This is a genomic window from Leucobacter tardus (genome assembly GCF_017583045.1).
GTDB lineage: Bacteria > Actinomycetota > Actinomycetes > Actinomycetales > Microbacteriaceae > Leucobacter > Leucobacter tardus.
This window is the reverse complement of sequence record NZ_JAGFBF010000006.1, coordinates 26,804-44,515: the sequence shown is the minus strand read 5'-3', so window position 1 is coordinate 44,515 and position 17,712 is coordinate 26,804. Positions and strand designations below refer to the sequence as shown.

The window sequence follows — 17,712 nt, the reverse complement described above, 5'->3', positions numbered from 1 at the left end:
AGACTCAGCTTGCGGAGACGGCGGCGGGTGCGGGGATGACGGATCGCACCCGTGATCAGCGAACCATCGGTGCTCCGGTGGTGACCCTCGCCATGCCGCGCATGCGCCGTCAGTCCGGTCGGTTGAAGAACGTGCCGGTGGACGGCGAGAAGAAGGTGCTGCTCGCGGCGCCCCGCGGCTACTGCGCCGGTGTCGACCGTGCGGTCGTCGCCGTCGAGAAGGCGCTCGAGCGCTACGGTGCCCCGGTGTACGTGCGCAAGCAGATCGTGCACAACGTGCACGTCGTGAAGACGCTGGAGAAGATGGGAGCCATCTTCGTCGAAGAGGTCGACGAGGTGCCCGAGGGGGCGAACGTCGTGTTCTCCGCCCACGGAGTCTCGCCCGCAGTGGTGAACGAAGCGGCGGACCGCGGTCTGCACGCGATCGACGCCACATGCCCGCTCGTGACCAAGGTGCATCGCGAAGCGGTGCGGTTCGCGAAGCAGGACCGCGAGATCCTGCTCATCGGTCACACCGGTCACGAAGAGGTCGAGGGGACGGCCGGCGAGGCCCCCGAGCACATCACGATCGTGAACTCGCCCGAAGACGTCGACACGCTCGAGGTTCGGGATCCGGATCGCCTCGTCTGGCTCTCGCAGACCACGCTGTCGGTCGACGAGACCATGGAGACCGTGCGGCGGCTGCGGGAGCGCTTCCCGAACCTCCAGGATCCGCCGAGCGACGACATCTGCTATGCCACGCAGAACCGCCAGGTCGCCATCAAGAAGATCGCGCCGCAGGCCGACGTGGTCATCGTGGTCGGCTCGTCGAACTCGTCGAACTCCGTGCGGCTCAAAGAGGTCGCCCTCGAGTACGGTGCCCGTGCCGCCTACCGTGTCGACTTCGCCAGCGAGGTGCAGCAGGAGTGGCTCGACGGCGCACGCACCGTCGGCGTGACGAGCGGTGCTTCGGTGCCCGAGGTGCTCGTGCAAGAACTGCTCGACGACCTCGCCGACGCCGGCTACGCCGACGTCGAGGCCACCGTGACCGCCGAAGAGGATCTGGTCTTCTCGCTGCCCAAGGAGCTGCGTCAGAACGCCGATGGCCAGCGCGATGCACGCGCGTTGGGCGGCCGCGTCCGAGCGTAGGCGCGAGGCCCTCGTCAAGGGGCTCAGCATGTTCATGGGACGCACACATTCCTGCGCTACTGTCGAGGAGTGACTGCATTAGACGACTCGGAGTACGACACTCTCTCGACCGAATGGGTCGACGCCACCGGCGAAGGAGCCCCGGCGATCGATCTCTCGGCCATCGACCTCTCGAAGTCGGAGGATCGACATGAGCTGCGCGAGGTGCTCACCCGCTTCTTGATGCCCTACAAGTTCGCCATCGACGAAGTCACCACGCGCTTGAACATTCTGCAGGAAGAGTTCGTGCACACAGGCGAGTACAACCCGATCGAGCACGTGTCGGGGCGCCTGAAAGATCCCGACAGCATCATGGAGAAGATGCAGCGACGCAACGTATCGGGCGACTTGAGTGCGGTGCGCAGCGAGATCACCGATATCGCGGGCGTGCGCGTGGTCTGCAGTTTCATCTCGGACGTCTACCGGGTCTTCGAGCTGATCACCAGCCAGGACGACGTGAGCGTGCACACCGTCAAGGACTACATCGCTCGGCCGAAGGAGAACGGGTACCGATCGCTGCACGTCATCCTCGAGCTGCCGGTCCACCTGTCCAGCGGCCCGGTGAAGACCCTCGTCGAACTGCAGATCCGCACCATCGCGATGGATTTCTGGGCGAGCCTCGAGCATAAGATCTACTACAAGTACGACCGGGAGGTGCCCGACAAGCTGCTCGGAGGCCTGCGCGACGCCGCGGAGCAGGCCGGGCAGCTCGATGCGAGCATGGAGTGGCTGCACATCGCGATACGCGGTGGCGATCGCGGCGTCCTCGTGCGCCGATCCACTGATGCGCTGCTCGCCAGCGGGCAGAAGTTCGAGCGGGCCGCGCTCGAGTCGGGCAACTCGAGCGCGACCTGAGCCGCTCAGCTGGGCGGGGTCTGCATCGCCGTGAGCTGCTCCACGATCTCCGGGGTCTGCAGCATGGCGGCCGTCAGCACGATGATCGCGGGGACCATCGCGATGCCGGCGGCGGCGAGCGGCACCCAGAAGGCTCGCTTGCCCGCGCGCATGCGCTGAATCGAGAAGAGCAGGTTCAGCGCCCACACCAGCAGCACGAACAGGCCAGTGATCGTACCCACGGTGCCGGCCCATCCCGGCGGCGTCGCGCCGTCGGCCCCGACCAGCGACGCGCTCATGGACAACTGCGGCCCGAGATTGAACATGCTGCTCGACATGTTGAACGCGCCGAACGCGCCGATGGCGAGCAGGATGATCGTGACGACGCGGTCGCCCGTCCGGACCCGGGGTGCTCCCGCAGCGGACGGTTCGTACCGGGGAGCCGCCGGAGCTGCTGCGGGGGGAGCCGTGGGCCGCGTCGCGGGCGGGGCGGCATCATCGCGGTACTTGCGCGGCGTGTGAGCGGCTGCCTGCTCGGGCGTCGCGCGCTCCGGTTCGGGCTGACCGGTGCGCGTCTCGCGCCGGGACGTATCTGTGCCGCCCGGGGTGGGCGCAGCGCTCTGACCACTCCGGTTGGACCGCTTCGACGCCTTGCCGGCACCGCGAGTGGGTTTCGCCGCACCGGCACCGAGGTTGTGCGGCACGCCGTTCACCCGGGCGGGCTGAGCCCCGCCGGCGGTCGGCGTCGCCGACCCCTCGCCAGCGGACGGAGGAGCCACGCTCGCCGAGCCGTCCTCATCACTGGGCGGTGTCCACGACCACCCCTCAGGGGCGTACTCGCCGTACTGCGGCCGCGGCCGCGCGTCCCGGACCGGCTGGGTCGACTCGGCGGACTGATCTGATTCCGGACGGTGCGACTGCTCAGGCCGGTCCGTCTGCTCGGGCTGCTGCGCCTGCTCCGGGCCATCGCCCGTCGCGTCGGCGCGGTGAGCCGAGTCGTCCTCGGGGGAGTGCGGGTATTCGGTCGACACTTAGGCGCTCACCGACTTCCCTGCGGAGCCGAGCCACTGCGTCGCCTCGACCACGCGCGCAGCCATGTCGGCCTCGGCGACCTTGCCCCACGCCCGGGGGTCGTACTTCTTCTTATTGCCGACCTCGCCGTCGACCTTCAGCACCTCGTCGTAGTTCGAGAGCATGTAGCCGGCGACGGAACGCGTGAACGCGTACTGGGTGTCGGTGTCGATGTTCATCTTGATGACGCCGTTGCGCACCGCCTCATTGACCTCTTCCTGCGACGAACCGGAGCCGCCGTGGAAGACCAGATCGAGCGGGTTCGCACCGGTGCCGTACTTCTCGGCGACACCCGCCTGGATCTCGGCGAGCAGTTCGGGGCGCAGCTTCACATTGCCCGGCTTGTAGACGCCGTGCACGTTGCCGAAGGTCAGCGCGGTCAGGTAGCGGCCCTGATCCCCGAGTCCCAGCGCCTCGACCATGGCGACGGCATCGTCGAGGGTCGTGTAGAGCTGATCGTTGATCTCGTTCGCAACACCGTCCTCTTCACCGCCGACCACGCCGATCTCGACCTCGAGGATCATGCGCGCTGCCGCGATGCGCGGCAGCAGATCCTTCGCGATCTCGAGGTTCTCGCTGAGCGGCACCGCCGAGCCGTCCCACATGTGCGACTGGAAGTAGGGCAGGCCGCCGTCTTTCACGCGCTCCTCGCTCGCCGCGAGCAGGGGGAGGAGGAACGTGTCGAGCGCGTCCTTCGGGCAGTGGTCGGTGTGCAGCGCAACGGTGACGTCATAGGCCTTCGCGACTTCTTCGGCGAACTTCGCGAACGCGATCGCGCCGCCGGCGCGGTTCTTCACCGTGCGGCCGGCGAAGTAGTCGGCGCCACCCGTGCTGACCTGGATGATGCCGTCGGATCCCGCCTCGGCGAAACCCTGGATCGCGGCGTTCAACGTCTGCGAACTCGAGACGTTGACCGCGGGGAACGCGAATCCACCGCTCTTGGCGGCGTCCAACATCGCTGCGTACTGTTCAGGGGTAGCGACCGGCATCAATAGCTCCTTGCTTCGTAGCGACAGGGTGTCACCAGTCTAGGGCGTTCCGACTGTAAACTGGGGCCGGATCGGTCCAACCAGCACGGAGGCTATACGCATGACTCAACCAGACTCTCTCGACACCTGGCAGCCCGATCGCAACCTCGCGATGGAGCTGGTGCGAGCGACTGAGGCGGCGGCGATCCGAGCCACACCGTACGTGGGCCGTGGCGACAAGAACGCCGCGGACGGGGCAGCCGTCGATGCCATGCGCCGCTTCCTCTCCACCGTCTCGATGAACGGAACCGTCGTCATCGGTGAGGGCGAGAAAGACGACGCCCCGTGGCTCTACAACGGCGAACGCGTCGGCAACGGCATGGGTGCCGGCTGCGACGTGGCCGTCGACCCGATCGACGGGACCCGGCTCACCGCCGAGGGGCGCCCCGGCGCCATCTCGGTCATCGCGGTCGCCGACCGCGGCAGCATGTACGACCCGTCCGCCGTGTTCTACATGGACAAGCTCGTGTGCGGCCCCGACGGTGTCGGCATCGTCGATATTCGCAAGCCAATCGGCGAGAACATCCGCGCCTTGGCGGCGAAGAAGGGCGTCGACGTCTCGGACCTCCGCGTCGCGGTGCTCGACCGCCCCCGCCACGCGCAGCTCATCGCGGATATCCGTGAGGCCGGCGCGGGTACGCGGCTCCTCATGGACGGCGATGTCGCCGGTGGCGTGAACGCGGCCCGGTGGGACTCCCGCATCGACCTGTGCGTCGGCGTCGGCGGCACTCCCGAAGGCATCATCACCGCCTGCGCCGTGAAAGCGCTCGGGGGCGTCATCCAGGGCAAGCTGTGGCCCAAGGACGACGACGAGCGTCAGAAGGCCATCGACGCCGGACACGACCTCGACCGCGTGCTCGAAGCCGACGACCTCGTGAAGAGCGACAACTGCTATTTCGTGGCGACGGGCATCACCGACTCCGACTTCATCGATGGGGTGCAGCGCAACGGTCCGTTCGTGCGCGCCGAGAGCATCGTGATGCGGTCGCACTCGGGCACGATTCGTCACGTCGTGAGCGACATGAAGGCGGATCGCTGGACGTAGTCCCGGCGGCCACGTGGCTTGGGGGTGCCGCTCGGCGGCGGCGCCTCCCGTGCGGCATCACCGCTCGGCGCGCGCTGCCACGCTGCGGACGTCCCGCTGCACCTCGGGCGGTCGAGTGGGCCCTTCCGCAGGGTATGGGGCCCGAATAACCGGCGAAACCCTCCACTGAATCCGTGCCCTGAGGGACTGGCCGCTGCGGGCCTTTCAGTGCGGGATTCTGTGTACTTTGCTTCCGAATAGAGCACAGAATCCCGCACAGAATGGCCGGGCGGTCGCACCGGTGCGGGCGGTCGCACCGGTGCGGGCGGTCCCACCGGTGCGGGCGGTCCCACCGGTGCGGGCGGTCCCACCGGTGCGGGTGGTCTCACCGGTGCGGGCGGTAACGCCCGGCGCTGGGCGCGGGTGGCGGCGTCGACGGGCGCCGAGTGCAGTGAGAAGGGACCCGGGTCACCGCGCTCAGTCTCGGGTAGAGGATGCGGTCCCGGTCGTGGCCGACGCGGGGCCCGCGGGCTCAGGAGCCGACGTGCCACTCACCCCAGTGCCACTCACCCCAGTGCCACTTGCCCTAGCGCGACCTGCCGCAGTGGCACCCTGCCCGGCGCCACCTGTCCCGTCGCGATCGGAGCCGGCGTCATCGGGACGGTCGTCATCGGCTCCGGCGTCGGGTTCCGGGGTGCGGAGTTCGGGGGCCACGAGCGGACGTGTCGCATCCTCGAGTTGGCGTGGTTCGGTGCCGATCTTCTCACCGTTGAGCGCGCCGATCTTGCGCGCAGTCGGGAGCACCTGGCGTTCCAGCGATCCGACGTAGGCGTTGTAGTCCTGCACGCCGCGCGAGAGGGTGCGCCCCAGCTTGTCGAGGTGGGTCGCGGTGCGGCCGATGCGTCGGTGCAGTTCGCGGCTGAGGTCGAAGAGGGTGCGCGCCTCCGCGGTCAGCGATTCCTGTCGCCAGCTGTGTGCGATGGACTTCAGGATCGCCCACAGACTGACTGGTGAGGCGAGCGCGACGCGGCGCTCGAAGGCGAACTCGAGCAGCAGCGGGTCGGCATCGAGAGCGCTGGAGAGCAGCGACTCGCTCGGAACGAACGCCACGACGAGTTCGGGGGAGTCTTCGAGCGCGCTCCAGTAGTCGCGGTTGCTGAGCGCGAGCACGTGGTCGCGCAGCGCCTTCGCGTGCTTCGCGAGGAGTTCCCTGCGTCGCGCGCCGGTCTCGTCGTCACCGGGGTCGAGGTGCTGCGCCTGCAGGTGCGCATCGAAGGGGACCTTCGCGTCGATCGCGAGCGCCTTGCCCCCGGGCAAGTGGATCACGACGTCGGGGCGAGCCCCGCCGTGCTCGGTGGTGAGTTGCTGCTGCACCGAGAAGTCGACGTGCTCGAGCATGCCGGCCGCTTCGATGATGCGACGCAACTGGGTTTCGCCCCAGATGCCTCGCGTCGTGTTCGAACGCAGAGCTGAGGCGAGGGACTCGGCGGTGCCGCGCAACTTCTCCTCCGCCGTCGCCGCCTGGCGCAGCTGCTCGGTCAGTTCGCCGTGCTGGGCGGCGCGCTGCTGCTCGAGCGAGGTGACGGTGCGCTCGAGTTTGCCGACGCTGTCGCGCAGGGGCGCGAGGTGCTGGAGCACGCGCTGCTCCTCCCGATCCTGCTCGGCGCGCTGCTCGAGTGCGGCGTGCGCGTCACGCAGGCGTTCTTCGAGGCCGCGCGCGCGAGCTTGGTGGGTCGCGAGTTCTTCGCGGACACGGCGGTGCTCACCCTCGGCATCGAGCCGAGCCTGCTGCACGGCGAGCGCGCGCTCCTGCTCGGCGCATGCCCGCGCATCCGCCGCTCGGGTGTCGCCGAGGGCGAGACCCGAACGGCGTCCGGCAAACCAGGCGATGGCCGCGGCGGACAGAGCGATCACCACGGTGAGCAACGATGCGGCGAGAGGAGTCATGGGCTCATCGTCTCAGGTGCCACCGACATCGTCGGCGCGACCCGTCGCCGCGGCGCCGGCAGACGCACGCGCTGCCCCGCTAGAGCTTCAGCGGGATCGCCTTGAGCGTCTGGATGCGGAGGCCGGTGGTCTTCGCGAGTGCGGTCACGCTGGGCGCCGCGTGGCGCTTCGCGGCATCGATGATGATGGACGCGCACGCCTCGGCGTCGGCGAGCGCGTTGTGATGCGAGAACTCGCCGAATCCGGCTGCCGCGGCCGCCAGGGGCAGACGGTGCGACGGAATGTCGTACGTCTTCCGGGAGACCTGCACGCTGCAGAGATAGCGCAGCTTCGGTACCGGGGTGACCGTCTCGGCGCACGCGCCGCGAATCACGCCCATGTCGAAGCCGGCGTTGTGCGCGACAGCCACGTCAGACCCGATGAACTCGCGCAGCTGAGGCAGTTGCTCCGCCCAGTCGTGGGCATCGGTGACCATCGCGGGCGTGATGCCGTGAATCCGGATGTTCATCGACAGGAACTCGCCGTGGCCCGCCGGGGGCCGGATCAGCCACTCGGCCCGCTCGACGACGACCCCTCCGCGTACCCGCACGAGACCGACGGCGCAGGCGGATGAGGAGTGGCTGTTCGCGGTCTCGAAATCGATCGCGGTGAAGTCGACGGGCACGCATACAGGTTGCCACACCCCACTGACACTCGACCGAGGTGTGCAGTCGAACGTCGAGGGGGTCGGGACCGCAGTGGCGACCCCGACCCCCTCTCGTTCGACCGAAGGTCGACCCGCGTCAGCGCATCAGTGCTGCACGGGCGGCTCCGCTCCGTATCCGGTGAGCTCGCGCACTTCCATCTCTGCGGCGAGTGCGCGCGACTCCTTGGCGCGCGAGGTGACGGACCCGAGCCAGCCGAGGAAGAACCCGATCGGAATCGAGACGATTCCGGGGTTCGACAGCGGGAAGAGCGCGAAGTCGGCGGTCGGGATCATCGAGGTCTCGCTACCGGAGACGACCGGCGAGAACGCGATGAGCACGAGCGCGGAGATGAGTCCGCCCATCATCGACCAGACGGCGCCACGGGTCGTGAACTTGGACCAGAACAGGGAGAAGAGGATCGTCGGCAGGTTCGCGCTCGCCGCGACGGCGAACGCCAAGGCGACGAGGAACGCGACGTTCTGCCCCTGCGCGCCGATGCCGCCGAGGATCGCCGCTGCGCCGATCACGAGGGTCGTGATCTTGGCGACCCGCACCTCCTGCTTCGCCGAGGCGGTGCCCTTCTTGATGACGCTGTTGTAGATATCGTGCGCGAACGATGCGGATGCCGTGATGGTGAGGCCGGCGACCACCGCGAGGATCGTCGCGAAGGCGACCGCCGAGATGAAGCCGAGCAGCAGCGGTCCGCCGAGCTCGAACGCGAGCAACGGTGCGGCGGAGTTCTGCCCGCCCGGCGCGTTGGCGATCGTGTCCGGTCCGACGAGCGCACCGGCGCCGAAGCCGAGCACGAGCGTGAACAGGTAGAAGATGCCGATGAGCCAGATCGCCCAGACGACGGATCGACGGGCCTCCTTCGCCGTCGGCACCGTGTAGAACCGCATGAGCACGTGGGGAAGTCCGGCCGTACCGAGCACGAGGGCGAGGGCGAGCGACACGAAGTCGAGCGGATTCGCCCCGTACTGCAGACCGGGTGCGAGCACGTCGAGCCCGTTCTCGTTGAGCTCGGCCGCGCGACCGAGCAGCGCGGAGAAGTTGAACCCGAACATGGCGAGCGTCCACACCGTCATGACGGCGACGCCGCCGACGAGCAGTACGGCCTTGATGATCTGCACCCAGGTGGTGCCCTTCATGCCGCCGATCATCACGTAGAGGATCATGACGACGCCGACAACGACGATGACGAGCGACTGGCCGAGCGCGTTGTCGAGGCCGAGCAGCAGCGACACGAGTGCACCCGCACCGGCCATCTGCGCCAGCAAGTAGAAGAAGGAGACCGCGAGGGTCGTCGTCGCGGCCGCCATGCGCACCGGCTTCTGCTTGAGACGGAACGACAGCACGTCGGCCATCGTGAACTTCGCGGTGTTGCGCATGAGCTCGGCGACGAGCAGAAGCGCGACGAGCCACGCGACCAGGAAGCCGATCGAGTAGAGGAATCCGTCGTAGCCGTTCATCGCGATCGCGCCGCAGATGCCGAGGAAGGAGGCAGCCGAGAGGTAGTCACCGGCGATCGCGAGACCGTTCTGGCGACCCGTGAAGGATCGACCGCCGGCGTAGTAATCGGCGGCGGTCCGGTTGTTGCGGCTGGCGCGGATCACGATGACCATCGTCACCGCGACGAACGCGAGGAAGATCGAGATGTTCAGGACCGGGTTGTTGTCTTCCATCAGCGATCACCTCCCGGTGCGGCGGTACCGGCTCGTTCTTCGAGGTCGGCGCGGATGTCGACGCTCAGCGGATCCAGTCGCTTGTTCGCGAACTTCACGTAGATCATGGTGATTGCGAAGGTCGTGACGAACTGGCCGAGACCGAGCACGATGCCGAGGTTCACGTTGCCGAAGACCGGAGTCGCCATGAAGTCGTGCGCGTATGCGGCCAGCAGCACGTAGCCGATGAACCACACGAAGAATGCGACGGACACCGGAAAGACGAACCGGCGGAACCGGCGCTTCAGCTCGGTGAACTCAGGCGACTCTTGCACTGCGATGTAGTCAATCGGTGGTGCCTGGGCACTCTCCTGGCCTGGTGGGCGCTCGTCTGGCATACGACCTCCTCGTCGTGAATACGGATCGGGCGCGTGTACCGCTGCAGACGCCTCGAGGAGGGCGATGGGCGACAGTGCCTCGCGCCGATATGGCGTTTTCACCGTATCGGCATTGTTGTTCCGGGTGCAACGCTCTTCTGCGCCGCTGAATGCGGGCGACGCGGAGATGTAGAATTGACCCCCGTGGCTCTTACTATCGGTATCGTCGGACTCCCGAACGTCGGCAAGTCGACCCTTTTCAACGCGTTGACCCGCAATCAGGTGCTGGCGGCGAACTATCCGTTCGCGACCATCGAACCGAACATCGGAGTCGTGAACCTCCCCGACTCGCGGCTCGACAAGCTCGCCGAGATCTTCGGATCCGAGCGGATCCTGCCCGCGCCCGTGAGCTTCGTCGACATCGCCGGTATCGTGCGCGGTGCGAGCGAGGGCGAGGGGCTCGGCAACCAGTTCCTGGCGAATATTCGCGAGGCGGACGCCATCGCCCAGGTGGTGCGCGGATTCGAGGATCCCGACGTCGTGCACGTCGATGGCGACGTCAACCCGGCGAGCGACATGGAGACGATCAACACCGAGTTGATCATCGCCGACCTGCAGACCATCGACAAGGCCCTCGTTCGGTACGAGAAGGAGCTGAAGTCGAAGAAGATCGACCCGTCCGTCGTCGCCACCGCGAAGGCCGCGCAGGGGGCGCTCAACGACGGCAAGTTGATCTCGCTCACCGACATCGATCTCGAGCCCATCAAGGAGCTCGGACTGCTGACGGCGAAACCGTTCCTCTACGTCTTCAATGTCGATGAGGCGGTGCTGCAGGATCGCGCGAAGCTCGATGAGCTGGCCGCACTCGTGGCGCCCGCGAAAGCCATCTTCCTCGACGCGAAAATCGAGAGCGAACTCATCGAACTCGACCCCGAGGACGCCGCCGAGATGCTCGCCTCGACCGGTCAGGAGGAGAGCGGACTCGACCAGCTCGCCCGCATCGGCTTCGAGACGCTGGGACTGCAGACCTACCTCACGGCAGGTCCGAAGGAGGCCCGTGCCTGGACGATCGCCCGCGGGTCGACGGCGCCGCAGGCCGCCGGCGCGATCCACACCGACTTCGAGAAGGGGTTCATCAAGGGAGAGATCATCTCCTTCGACGACCTCGTCGAGGCCGGATCCGTCGCCGAGGCCCGCTCGAAGGGCAAGGCCCGCATGGAGGGCAAGGACTACATCATGCAGGACGGCGACGTCTGCGAGTGGCGGTTCAACGTCTAAGAGGTTCCACGGCAGACTGAACCCATGCCGTTTGCCGATCGGGCGCGATGTCGCCCGGTCGCTGAGGCGGTCTCTGCTCGCTGCGAGTCCCCGGGCCGAGCTCGGGGCGCTCGCGCTCGCCGCCGATGCGCTGACCGATCTGTCGTTGCGGGAGCGCGCCGATCTGCTGCGCAATGCGATTCTGGACGATGTGCCGGGCGACTTCGCGACTCTGGCGCGGGTCGTGCGCGCCGCGCGGAATCAGGATCCGGAGTTCACCGGGTGGATGATCTGGCCCGTGACGAGTGCTGTCGCCGCACGGGGAGTGTCAGAGGACCGCGTCGCATTCGATGATGCGATGCAGCTGCTCGCGGAGCTCACCGGTCGTCTCACGGCCGAGTTCGCGATCCGCACGCTGCTGCGGCACGATCCGGATCGCGCGCTCGGAACGATGTTCGAGTGGACCGCGTCACCGGATGAGCATGTGCGGCGTCTCGCGAGCGAGGGAGCTCGCCCGTACCTGCCGTGGGCGGTTCGGGTGCCCGAGCTGTTTGCGCGGCCAGGGGTGACGATCCCGATCCTCGACGCTCTGGTCCGCGACGAGAGCGAGTACGTGCGCCGGTCGGTGGCGAACCACCTGAACGACCTCAGCCGCGATCACCCCGACCTCGTGATCGATACGGCGCAGCGATGGATCGACATCGGAAGCGCGACCACGCCGGCACTCGTGCGGCACGCCCTGCGGACGCTCGTGAAACGCGGGCACCCCGGTGCCCTCGCCGTGCTCGGATTCGCACCCGCAGACATCGACGTCGACGGGCCGCACCTCGATCAGAGCTTCGTCGACTGGAACGGTGCCGTGCGCTTCACGGCGGTCCTGCGCAATGCGGGCGCGGAGCCCGCTCGGATCGTCGTGGACTACGCGGTCCACCACCGTCGAGCCAATGGCACGCTCGCGGCGAAAGTCTTCAAGCTGACGACGACGGAGCTCGCTCCCGGTGCGGAGATCCGGATCGAGCGCGCGCACTCGTTCCGCCCCATCACCACACGCAGGTACTACCCGGGCGAGCACGCCATCGGTCTGCAGGTCAACGGTGTCGCGACGCCGCTCACTGCGTTCGACCTGCGCCCCGAGTAGCGCGCCGCTCAGGCGGCCGCGGCGCGGGTCTCGGCGAGCGACCGTTCGAGCAGCTCGCGCAAGACGTCGCGATCGAGTGCGCTCAGTCGGGTGACATACAGGCACGCGGTGCTCGCGCGGTGCGGGCCGAGCCGGGAGAGCAGTTCAGGCCACTTCTCGGAGAAGTCGCTCACGAGATAGATCGTGTGCCGCGCAGCGCCCGGTGCGAAAGCGAGCAGCGGTATGCGGCCGCCGTGTCCACTCGCATACCGGTACTCGACGTCGCCGAAGCCGATGATGCGGCCGGCCCACACGACCGGAGGCTCGTGCGTGATCTCGCCGAACAGGTCGAGGAGTGCGTCGACTTCGGGCCTGCGAGGGCCAGTGGCGCGTTCGAGGACATCGGCGACGGGGGTGTCGGACGGAAACATTGCGGGTGATGCTGGTGGCATGAGGGCTCCCCGTCTCGAGGCGGATGGGTTTCATTGTCCCTCGATGAGGCCGATCGCGCACCTGGTCGTCCGAGAGGGAATCGTCGTCTGAGAGACTGTGCCGATGATCGCACTCGAAACGTTCATCGCGGCCCCGCGCGAGGACTGCTTCGCGTGGAGTCTGTCAGTCGACGCGCACACATCCTCGATGGGGAGGAGCCGTGAGCGCGCGGTCGCGGGAGTCACTCAGGGTCAACTGCGCGCGGGGGAGAGCGTCACCTGGCGGGCGACGCACTTCGGGATCCCGTGGCGGATGACCTCGGTGATCACCGAGTACACACCACCGCATCGGTTCGTGGATCAGCAGACATCCGGCCCATTTGCGAGGTGGTGGCACGAGCACCGCTTCGAGGTGTGCGACGGCGGCACTCTCATGCACGACGTCATCGACTTCGCGGCTCCACTCGGAGTGCTCGGTCGTGTCGCGGATCGGTGGATCGTGAAGCGCTACGTCACCGGGCTCATCACTGATCGGAACGCCTGGTTGAAGCGTGAACTGGAGCGTCCCGATCGACCGCGAAATCGAGGTGCGGCATTGTGATGCCGCGGCGTCTGCAGGATCGCGCTCACTCGGACGCGTCCGCGCGATGGGTCTGGACGCCCGCCTCCCGCGTCGCGGAGCGGGGGCTGAGCGCCGCGAGTTGTTCGACGACGGGCATGTGATCGACGGGCACGCTCACCAGTCGCTGGAGGGTCACGAAGAGCGCGAGCATGATGAGTCCGCTCAAGAGTTTGTCGAGCACGGAGGCGATGATGTTCGAGCCGAACACGGCGGCGGCGAGGTGAACGCCGCTGTCTGCGAGGGTGCCGGTGAAGAGGTCGGAGAGGTGCCCGTGCGTGCCGGCCGAGAGGATGACCAGAATGGGGGTGACGATCGTGGTGCACGTCAGTGCGACGAGCAGGTTCAGGAGGAGGTAACGGGAGAGGTTGGTGCCGAGGCGCCAGCGGCGAACGCCATACCCCCAGACGAGGGCGCCGGCCGTGCTCACGAGGAGGAACGGCAGCTCGGCGGCATTGCCGAGGTTGCGCACGTCGGCCGCTTGCGAGGCGACGGCGACGAGCACGCCGTACCAGGGTCCGAGCGCGATGGCCGCGAGCCCCGTGCCGATCATGTCGAGAAAGACCTGGAGCGACAGTGCGCGCTGCGCAGCCAGTCCGAGCGCATTGATCAGCACGCATCCCAGCAGGATCGCCGTGGTCACGCCCAGCGGGAGCTGTCGTAAAGAGAACGCCGTATGAGATGACGTGGCCGCGGGCTCCGGTGCGGGCGACGCAGGGGCGGGGGCGGGGGACCCGACGCGGTGCGCTTGACGGCAGCGCTCGACCCAGGCGTCCGCCGTCTCACCGCTCTCGCCGAGCGCGAGCACGATATCGCGCAGCAGTGCATGATCCATGCGTACGCGGCCCGCTTTGAAGAGGTTGTAGACCGTGGACCGTGCAGGGACTGCGGCAGCGGGCCTGACGCCGCGCTCCACGCGCAACTCGCCGACCCGTCGTCCGAGTTCTGCATACGACGGGGATCCCGACGCTGACCGAAGCTCGCGCAGATCGGTGACGATGCCGTCGATCGTGTCCGGTTCAGTCCGGTGAAGCGGGGTCGAGTGCGGCATCCAGGAGCCCTCCGAGGCGCAAATTGCACAACGTGTGCGTGGTAACGCCCACGATACACAGTGCTTTCCTGCGCCGGCGAAGTGGCGCATACTGATCTTCGTACGCTTCACCGGAGAAGGAGTCGCTCATGGTCACGTCACTCGCAACTTACATCGCTCTCCCCGGCACGACTGCCGAAGCGATGGAGCACTGGCACGAGGTGTTCGGGGGTGAACTCGAGATCGCGCGGTACGGCGACATGGACCTGCAGGGGATGCCCTTCACTCCCGACCCGCAGGCGGTGGCGCACGCCACGCTGACGCTGCCCGGCGGCATCATCGCCGGGGGCGACGCGATGGATGACGGGACCGACTATCCGGTGCGCGGAACCGCGTACTCGTTGCTCTACACGGCCGACTCTCCGGACGAGGCGCGTGAACTGATCACCAAGCTCCTCGACGGCGGTGGAAGCGACGGTATGCCGTTCGAGCGCGCACCCTGGGGCGACTGGTACGGCCAGGTGTTCGATCGCTACGGCGTCATGTGGGCGTTCTCGTCGCCAGGTGCCTGAGAACTGCCGGGTGCGCCTCCAGCCGAGAGCGGGATCGGAGGGCTAGGTTGGAGACGTGGCAGATCGTCTCTCGCACCCGATTCACTCCGTCGCCGTCGGGCACGGAGCGCGTGACGCGCGCCGCATCGTGTTCCTCCACGGTCTCTTCGGGCGCGGCAAGAATTTCACGCGGATCGCATCGGGGCTCGAACCCGACGCGCAGAGCCTGCTGGTCGACCTGCCGAACCACGGCCAGTCCGGCTGGACCGCTGGCATCGACTACCGCGAGCTCGCCGACGACGTCGCCGAGCACCTCCGCACAGATTTCGCGGCGGACGGTCCCGTCGATGTCGTGGGGCACTCCATGGGAGGCAAAGTCGCGATGGTGCTCGCATTGCGCCACCCCGATCTGGTGCGCCGGCTGGTCGTCATCGACATCTCCCCGGTCGAGGCGGTGCGCGCGCGAGGCGAGTTCCAGCACCTGCTCGACTCGCTCGCAACGGTCGACCTCGCCGCCATCGAGCGCCGCACGGATGCGGGGAAGCAGCTGCGCGAGGCGATCCCCGACGACACCGTTCGCGGTTTCCTGCTGCAGAACCTCAAGCGCGAGGACGACGGTTTCAGGTGGGAACCCAATCTGGAGCTGCTGCGGAGCGAGCTGCCGACCATCATGGGGTTCCCCGACATGGGCGACGTGTCGTATCGGGGCCCGGTGCTCTGGATCGCGGGCGAGCGCTCCGGCTACGTCACCCGCGACGATGAGCCGGCGATGCGCGCACTGTTCCCCCGCACCGTCCGCATGACCGTGCATGGAGCCGGGCACTGGGTGCATGCCGAGAAGCCCGACGAGGTGATCGCCGCACTGCGCTCGTTCCTGCTCGCCGGCTGACGGGCGGGCGTTCAGTCGCCGGAGTCCACAAGGCAGAGGCAGAACGGGTGCCCGACCGGATCCAGATAGACGACGAAGCTGCCGGTCTCACTCGGTTGCGTCGCGTGCCGCGTGCCACCCGCTGCGATCACGCACGGTTCGGCCTCAGCGATCGAGGTGACATAAAAATCCAGGTGCGCCTGCTGCGCGATGTCGCCGACCGGCCACTCGGGTGCCCGGTAGTGCTCCACCTGCTGGCACGCGATGTGGTAGCCGACATCGCCTGAGGAAGGTCGCACATCGACCCACTCCGCATCGGGATCGGTGCGGTCGACCTCCCAGCCGAGCAGCGTGGCGTAGAAACCGGCCAGAGCCGGTGCGTCCGGGCAGTCGAGGGCGAACACGGTGTGCTGGGTCTGGATGGATCCGCTCATACGTCGGCAGTGTAGGCGGGAGTGCGCGGTCGCGGAAGGGGGCACTGCTCGTCCCCGCTCCGTCGCGATCAGCGTTACAGTGGCGGCATGACTGACAGCGCCGAGTTCACCCTCGCCGACGGCGGCATCGAAACCGCCCTGGTCGAACGGCTCGGTCAGCACCTGCCCGAGTTCGCAGCCTTCGTGCTGCTCGCCTCGGAGGAGGGACGGGAAGCGTTGCGCGCGTACTACCGACCCTTCGTCGACATCGCACGCGAGCAGGGCAGGTCCCTCGTGCTCGACACGCCGACGTGGCGCGCGAACGCTGACTGGGGCGCGCGTCTCGGCTACGACGCGGACGCGCTCGCCGCCGCCAACCGGGAAGCGGTCGAGCTCGTGCGCGAACTCGTGGAACGCGAGGTCGACGACTTCCCCGTCGCCGTCAACGGGTGCGTGGGGCCGCGGTTCGACGAGGAAGCGCGCATGTCGCCGGAAGAGTCGGAGGCGTATCACCGCCCGCAGATCGCCGCGCTCGCCGCTGCGGGTGCCGACCGGGTGACGGCCGTCACCGCTACGGGTGCCGATGAGGCGATCGGGATCGTCCGTGCCGCGGGCGGCGAGGGGATCCCCGTCGCGGTGTCCTTCGGTCTCGGTCCGAACGGGGCGCTGTTGGACGGACGCTCGCTCGCCGAGGGGATCGCGACGGTCGATGCGGCGACGTCGGGAGCCGCCGAAATGTTCATGGTCAACTGCGCGCATCCGATCGAGGTCGGGGCTGGCATGGCTGATGAAGCGGAACTGGCACGGATCGTCGGGTTGCGGCTCAACGCCGCGCGTCACGGCGATGACGGGCAGGGTGACGCGCCCGAAACGTTCGCGGCAGCGGTCTGGGCGCTCTGCGAGCGACTGCCGGCCGTTCGCATTCTCGGGGGATGCTGCGGGACCGATGCGCCGCATATCGAGGCGATCGCGCGGCTCGTTCGCTGAGCAGCACCGCGAGGAAAGAGCGGAGGAGCCTGCCAGGAACGTTCGGGATGGGTCGCTATGCTGACCCCGTGACCACGAAGCAGCTCCCCGAGGTCGATGGCTCGGCATCGCGCAAGCGGAACCCGCACATGATCCCCTGGATCGTGACGGGGCTCATCGTGATCGTCGCGCTGGTCGCGTCCATGGTGATCGTGAACATCGTGCGCGCGAGTTCATCCGATGCCGAGGCTCCCGCACCGACCCAGACGCAGAATCCGTCAGCATCGGCGGACGCCGACCAGGATCCTGCCGAAGAGACGGAGGATCCCGACGCTCCGCCGCCTGTGGAAGTGGGTAACACGTTCGAGCTGCCGATTCAGAACTGGGGCGTCACCGCGCAGGTGTCGTCGAAGTTCGGGAATCAGGTGCGGTACACGTTCGAGGGCGACAACCTCATCCTGAACTCCGAAGTGATCGATTCCCTTCCCGACTCCTGCGCCGCGATGCGTCAGCAGTGGGGTATTCAGAAGGATGGCGACTCGTATTCGGTGCTGAAGCCGGCGGAACGCTGCGCCGATGCACCGGAGCTCTACGACGAGATCTGGGGACTCACGGCCGCGGCCGTCGACTCGATCCAGTAGCGGGGCGCGGTGTTCCGTGCACCCG

Annotated in this window: 19 protein-coding genes; 10 read left to right on the top strand and 9 right to left on the bottom strand. The window is 67.7% G+C overall.

Features of this window, described 5'->3' with window-relative positions; genetic code table 11:
• Positions 1 to 92: 92 nt before the first annotated feature.
• Both J4H85_RS13205 and J4H85_RS13200 read left to right on the top strand, forming a co-directional pair.
• Complete coding sequence (locus tag J4H85_RS13205) at positions 93 to 1,127, top strand: 4-hydroxy-3-methylbut-2-enyl diphosphate reductase (protein ID WP_208240823.1); 1,035 nt, start codon at positions 93 to 95, stop codon at positions 1,125 to 1,127.
• 69 nt (positions 1,128 to 1,196) lie between these two features.
• Complete coding sequence (locus tag J4H85_RS13200; RefSeq protein WP_307863700.1) at positions 1,197 to 2,021, top strand: GTP pyrophosphokinase; 825 nt, start codon at positions 1,197 to 1,199, stop codon at positions 2,019 to 2,021.
• A 5-nt stretch (positions 2,022 to 2,026) separates the two neighbouring features.
• Here the strand turns inward: J4H85_RS13200 and J4H85_RS14310 are convergent, their stop codons facing one another.
• Both J4H85_RS14310 and fbaA read right to left on the bottom strand, forming a co-directional pair.
• Positions 2,027 to 3,031 (bottom strand): DUF6264 family protein, encoded by a 1,005-nt coding sequence (locus J4H85_RS14310; protein ID WP_208240597.1) that lies wholly within the window; start codon positions 3,029 to 3,031, stop codon positions 2,027 to 2,029.
• Entirely contained in the window at positions 3,032 to 4,060 is a 1,029-nt protein-coding gene (gene fbaA, locus J4H85_RS13190; RefSeq protein WP_208240595.1) for a class II fructose-bisphosphate aldolase, read from the bottom strand.
• Positions 4,061 to 4,160: 100 nt separating this feature from the next.
• On the opposite strand from fbaA, the gene glpX reads away from it, so the two are divergent.
• Positions 4,161 to 5,144, top strand: coding sequence for a class II fructose-bisphosphatase (gene glpX, locus J4H85_RS13185; RefSeq protein WP_208240593.1), 984 nt, complete (start codon positions 4,161 to 4,163; stop codon positions 5,142 to 5,144).
• 456 nt (positions 5,145 to 5,600) lie between these two features.
• On the opposite strand, the gene J4H85_RS13180 is transcribed toward glpX, so the two are convergent.
• From J4H85_RS13180 to J4H85_RS13165, 4 genes are all read right to left on the bottom strand, one after another.
• On the bottom strand, positions 5,601 to 7,070 hold the full coding sequence (locus tag J4H85_RS13180; RefSeq protein WP_208240591.1) for a DNA recombination protein RmuC: 1,470 nt from the start codon (positions 7,068 to 7,070) through the stop codon (positions 5,601 to 5,603).
• A gap of 79 nt (positions 7,071 to 7,149) precedes the next feature.
• Complete coding sequence (locus J4H85_RS13175) at positions 7,150 to 7,734, bottom strand: exonuclease domain-containing protein (protein ID WP_208240589.1); 585 nt, start codon at positions 7,732 to 7,734, stop codon at positions 7,150 to 7,152.
• Between the two features lie 126 nt (positions 7,735 to 7,860).
• Complete coding sequence (locus J4H85_RS13170; RefSeq protein ID WP_208240587.1) at positions 7,861 to 9,438, bottom strand: monocarboxylic acid transporter; 1,578 nt, start codon at positions 9,436 to 9,438, stop codon at positions 7,861 to 7,863.
• Positions 9,438 to 9,815, bottom strand: a complete 378-nt coding sequence (locus J4H85_RS13165) for a DUF485 domain-containing protein (protein WP_208240585.1) — start codon at positions 9,813 to 9,815, stop codon at positions 9,438 to 9,440. Before J4H85_RS13165 ends, J4H85_RS13170 begins: the two co-directional genes overlap by 1 nt.
• Positions 9,816 to 9,998: 183 nt before the next feature.
• On the opposite strand from J4H85_RS13165, the gene ychF reads away from it, so the two are divergent.
• Both ychF and J4H85_RS13155 read left to right on the top strand, forming a co-directional pair.
• Positions 9,999 to 11,072, top strand: coding sequence for a redox-regulated ATPase YchF (gene ychF, locus J4H85_RS13160; RefSeq protein WP_208240583.1), 1,074 nt, complete (start codon positions 9,999 to 10,001; stop codon positions 11,070 to 11,072).
• A gap of 31 nt (positions 11,073 to 11,103) precedes the next feature.
• A complete protein-coding gene (locus J4H85_RS13155) occupies positions 11,104 to 12,189 on the top strand; it encodes a DNA alkylation repair protein (RefSeq protein ID WP_243893834.1) in 1,086 nt (361 codons plus the stop codon).
• A gap of 8 nt (positions 12,190 to 12,197) precedes the next feature.
• On the opposite strand, the gene J4H85_RS13150 is transcribed toward J4H85_RS13155, so the two are convergent.
• A complete protein-coding gene (locus J4H85_RS13150; RefSeq protein WP_208240574.1) occupies positions 12,198 to 12,620 on the bottom strand; it encodes a DUF1801 domain-containing protein in 423 nt (140 codons plus the stop codon).
• Positions 12,621 to 12,723: 103 nt separating this feature from the next.
• On the opposite strand from J4H85_RS13150, the gene J4H85_RS13145 reads away from it, so the two are divergent.
• Positions 12,724 to 13,200 (top strand): SRPBCC family protein, encoded by a 477-nt coding sequence (locus J4H85_RS13145; protein WP_243893833.1) that lies wholly within the window; start codon positions 12,724 to 12,726, stop codon positions 13,198 to 13,200.
• A 25-nt stretch (positions 13,201 to 13,225) separates the two neighbouring features.
• Here the strand turns inward: J4H85_RS13145 and J4H85_RS13140 are convergent, their stop codons facing one another.
• Entirely contained in the window at positions 13,226 to 14,269 is a 1,044-nt protein-coding gene (locus J4H85_RS13140) for a hypothetical protein (protein ID WP_208240570.1), read from the bottom strand.
• Positions 14,270 to 14,397: 128 nt separating this feature from the next.
• On the opposite strand from J4H85_RS13140, the gene J4H85_RS13135 reads away from it, so the two are divergent.
• Both J4H85_RS13135 and J4H85_RS13130 read left to right on the top strand, forming a co-directional pair.
• Positions 14,398 to 14,820: a VOC family protein gene (locus tag J4H85_RS13135; protein WP_208240569.1), complete on the top strand. Its 423-nt coding sequence runs from the start codon at positions 14,398 to 14,400 to the stop codon at positions 14,818 to 14,820.
• Positions 14,821 to 14,875: 55 nt separating this feature from the next.
• The gene (locus J4H85_RS13130; protein ID WP_208240567.1) at positions 14,876 to 15,688 is read left to right on the top strand and encodes an alpha/beta fold hydrolase; all 813 of its coding nucleotides are present in this window, start codon (positions 14,876 to 14,878) and stop codon (positions 15,686 to 15,688) included.
• A gap of 11 nt (positions 15,689 to 15,699) precedes the next feature.
• Here the strand turns inward: J4H85_RS13130 and J4H85_RS13125 are convergent, their stop codons facing one another.
• Positions 15,700 to 16,101 (bottom strand): VOC family protein, encoded by a 402-nt coding sequence (locus J4H85_RS13125; RefSeq protein WP_208240565.1) that lies wholly within the window; start codon positions 16,099 to 16,101, stop codon positions 15,700 to 15,702.
• Between the two features lie 87 nt (positions 16,102 to 16,188).
• Here J4H85_RS13125 and J4H85_RS13120 point away from each other — a divergent pair, with 87 nt between their 5' ends.
• Positions 16,189 to 17,067 carry a homocysteine S-methyltransferase family protein gene (locus J4H85_RS13120; protein WP_208240563.1) on the top strand — a complete coding sequence of 293 codons (879 nt, stop codon included), beginning with the start codon at positions 16,189 to 16,191 and terminating at the stop codon, positions 17,065 to 17,067.
• Positions 17,068 to 17,135: 68 nt separating this feature from the next.
• A complete protein-coding gene (locus tag J4H85_RS13115; protein ID WP_208240561.1) occupies positions 17,136 to 17,687 on the top strand; it encodes a hypothetical protein in 552 nt (183 codons plus the stop codon).
• Positions 17,688 to 17,712 lie beyond the last annotated feature (25 nt).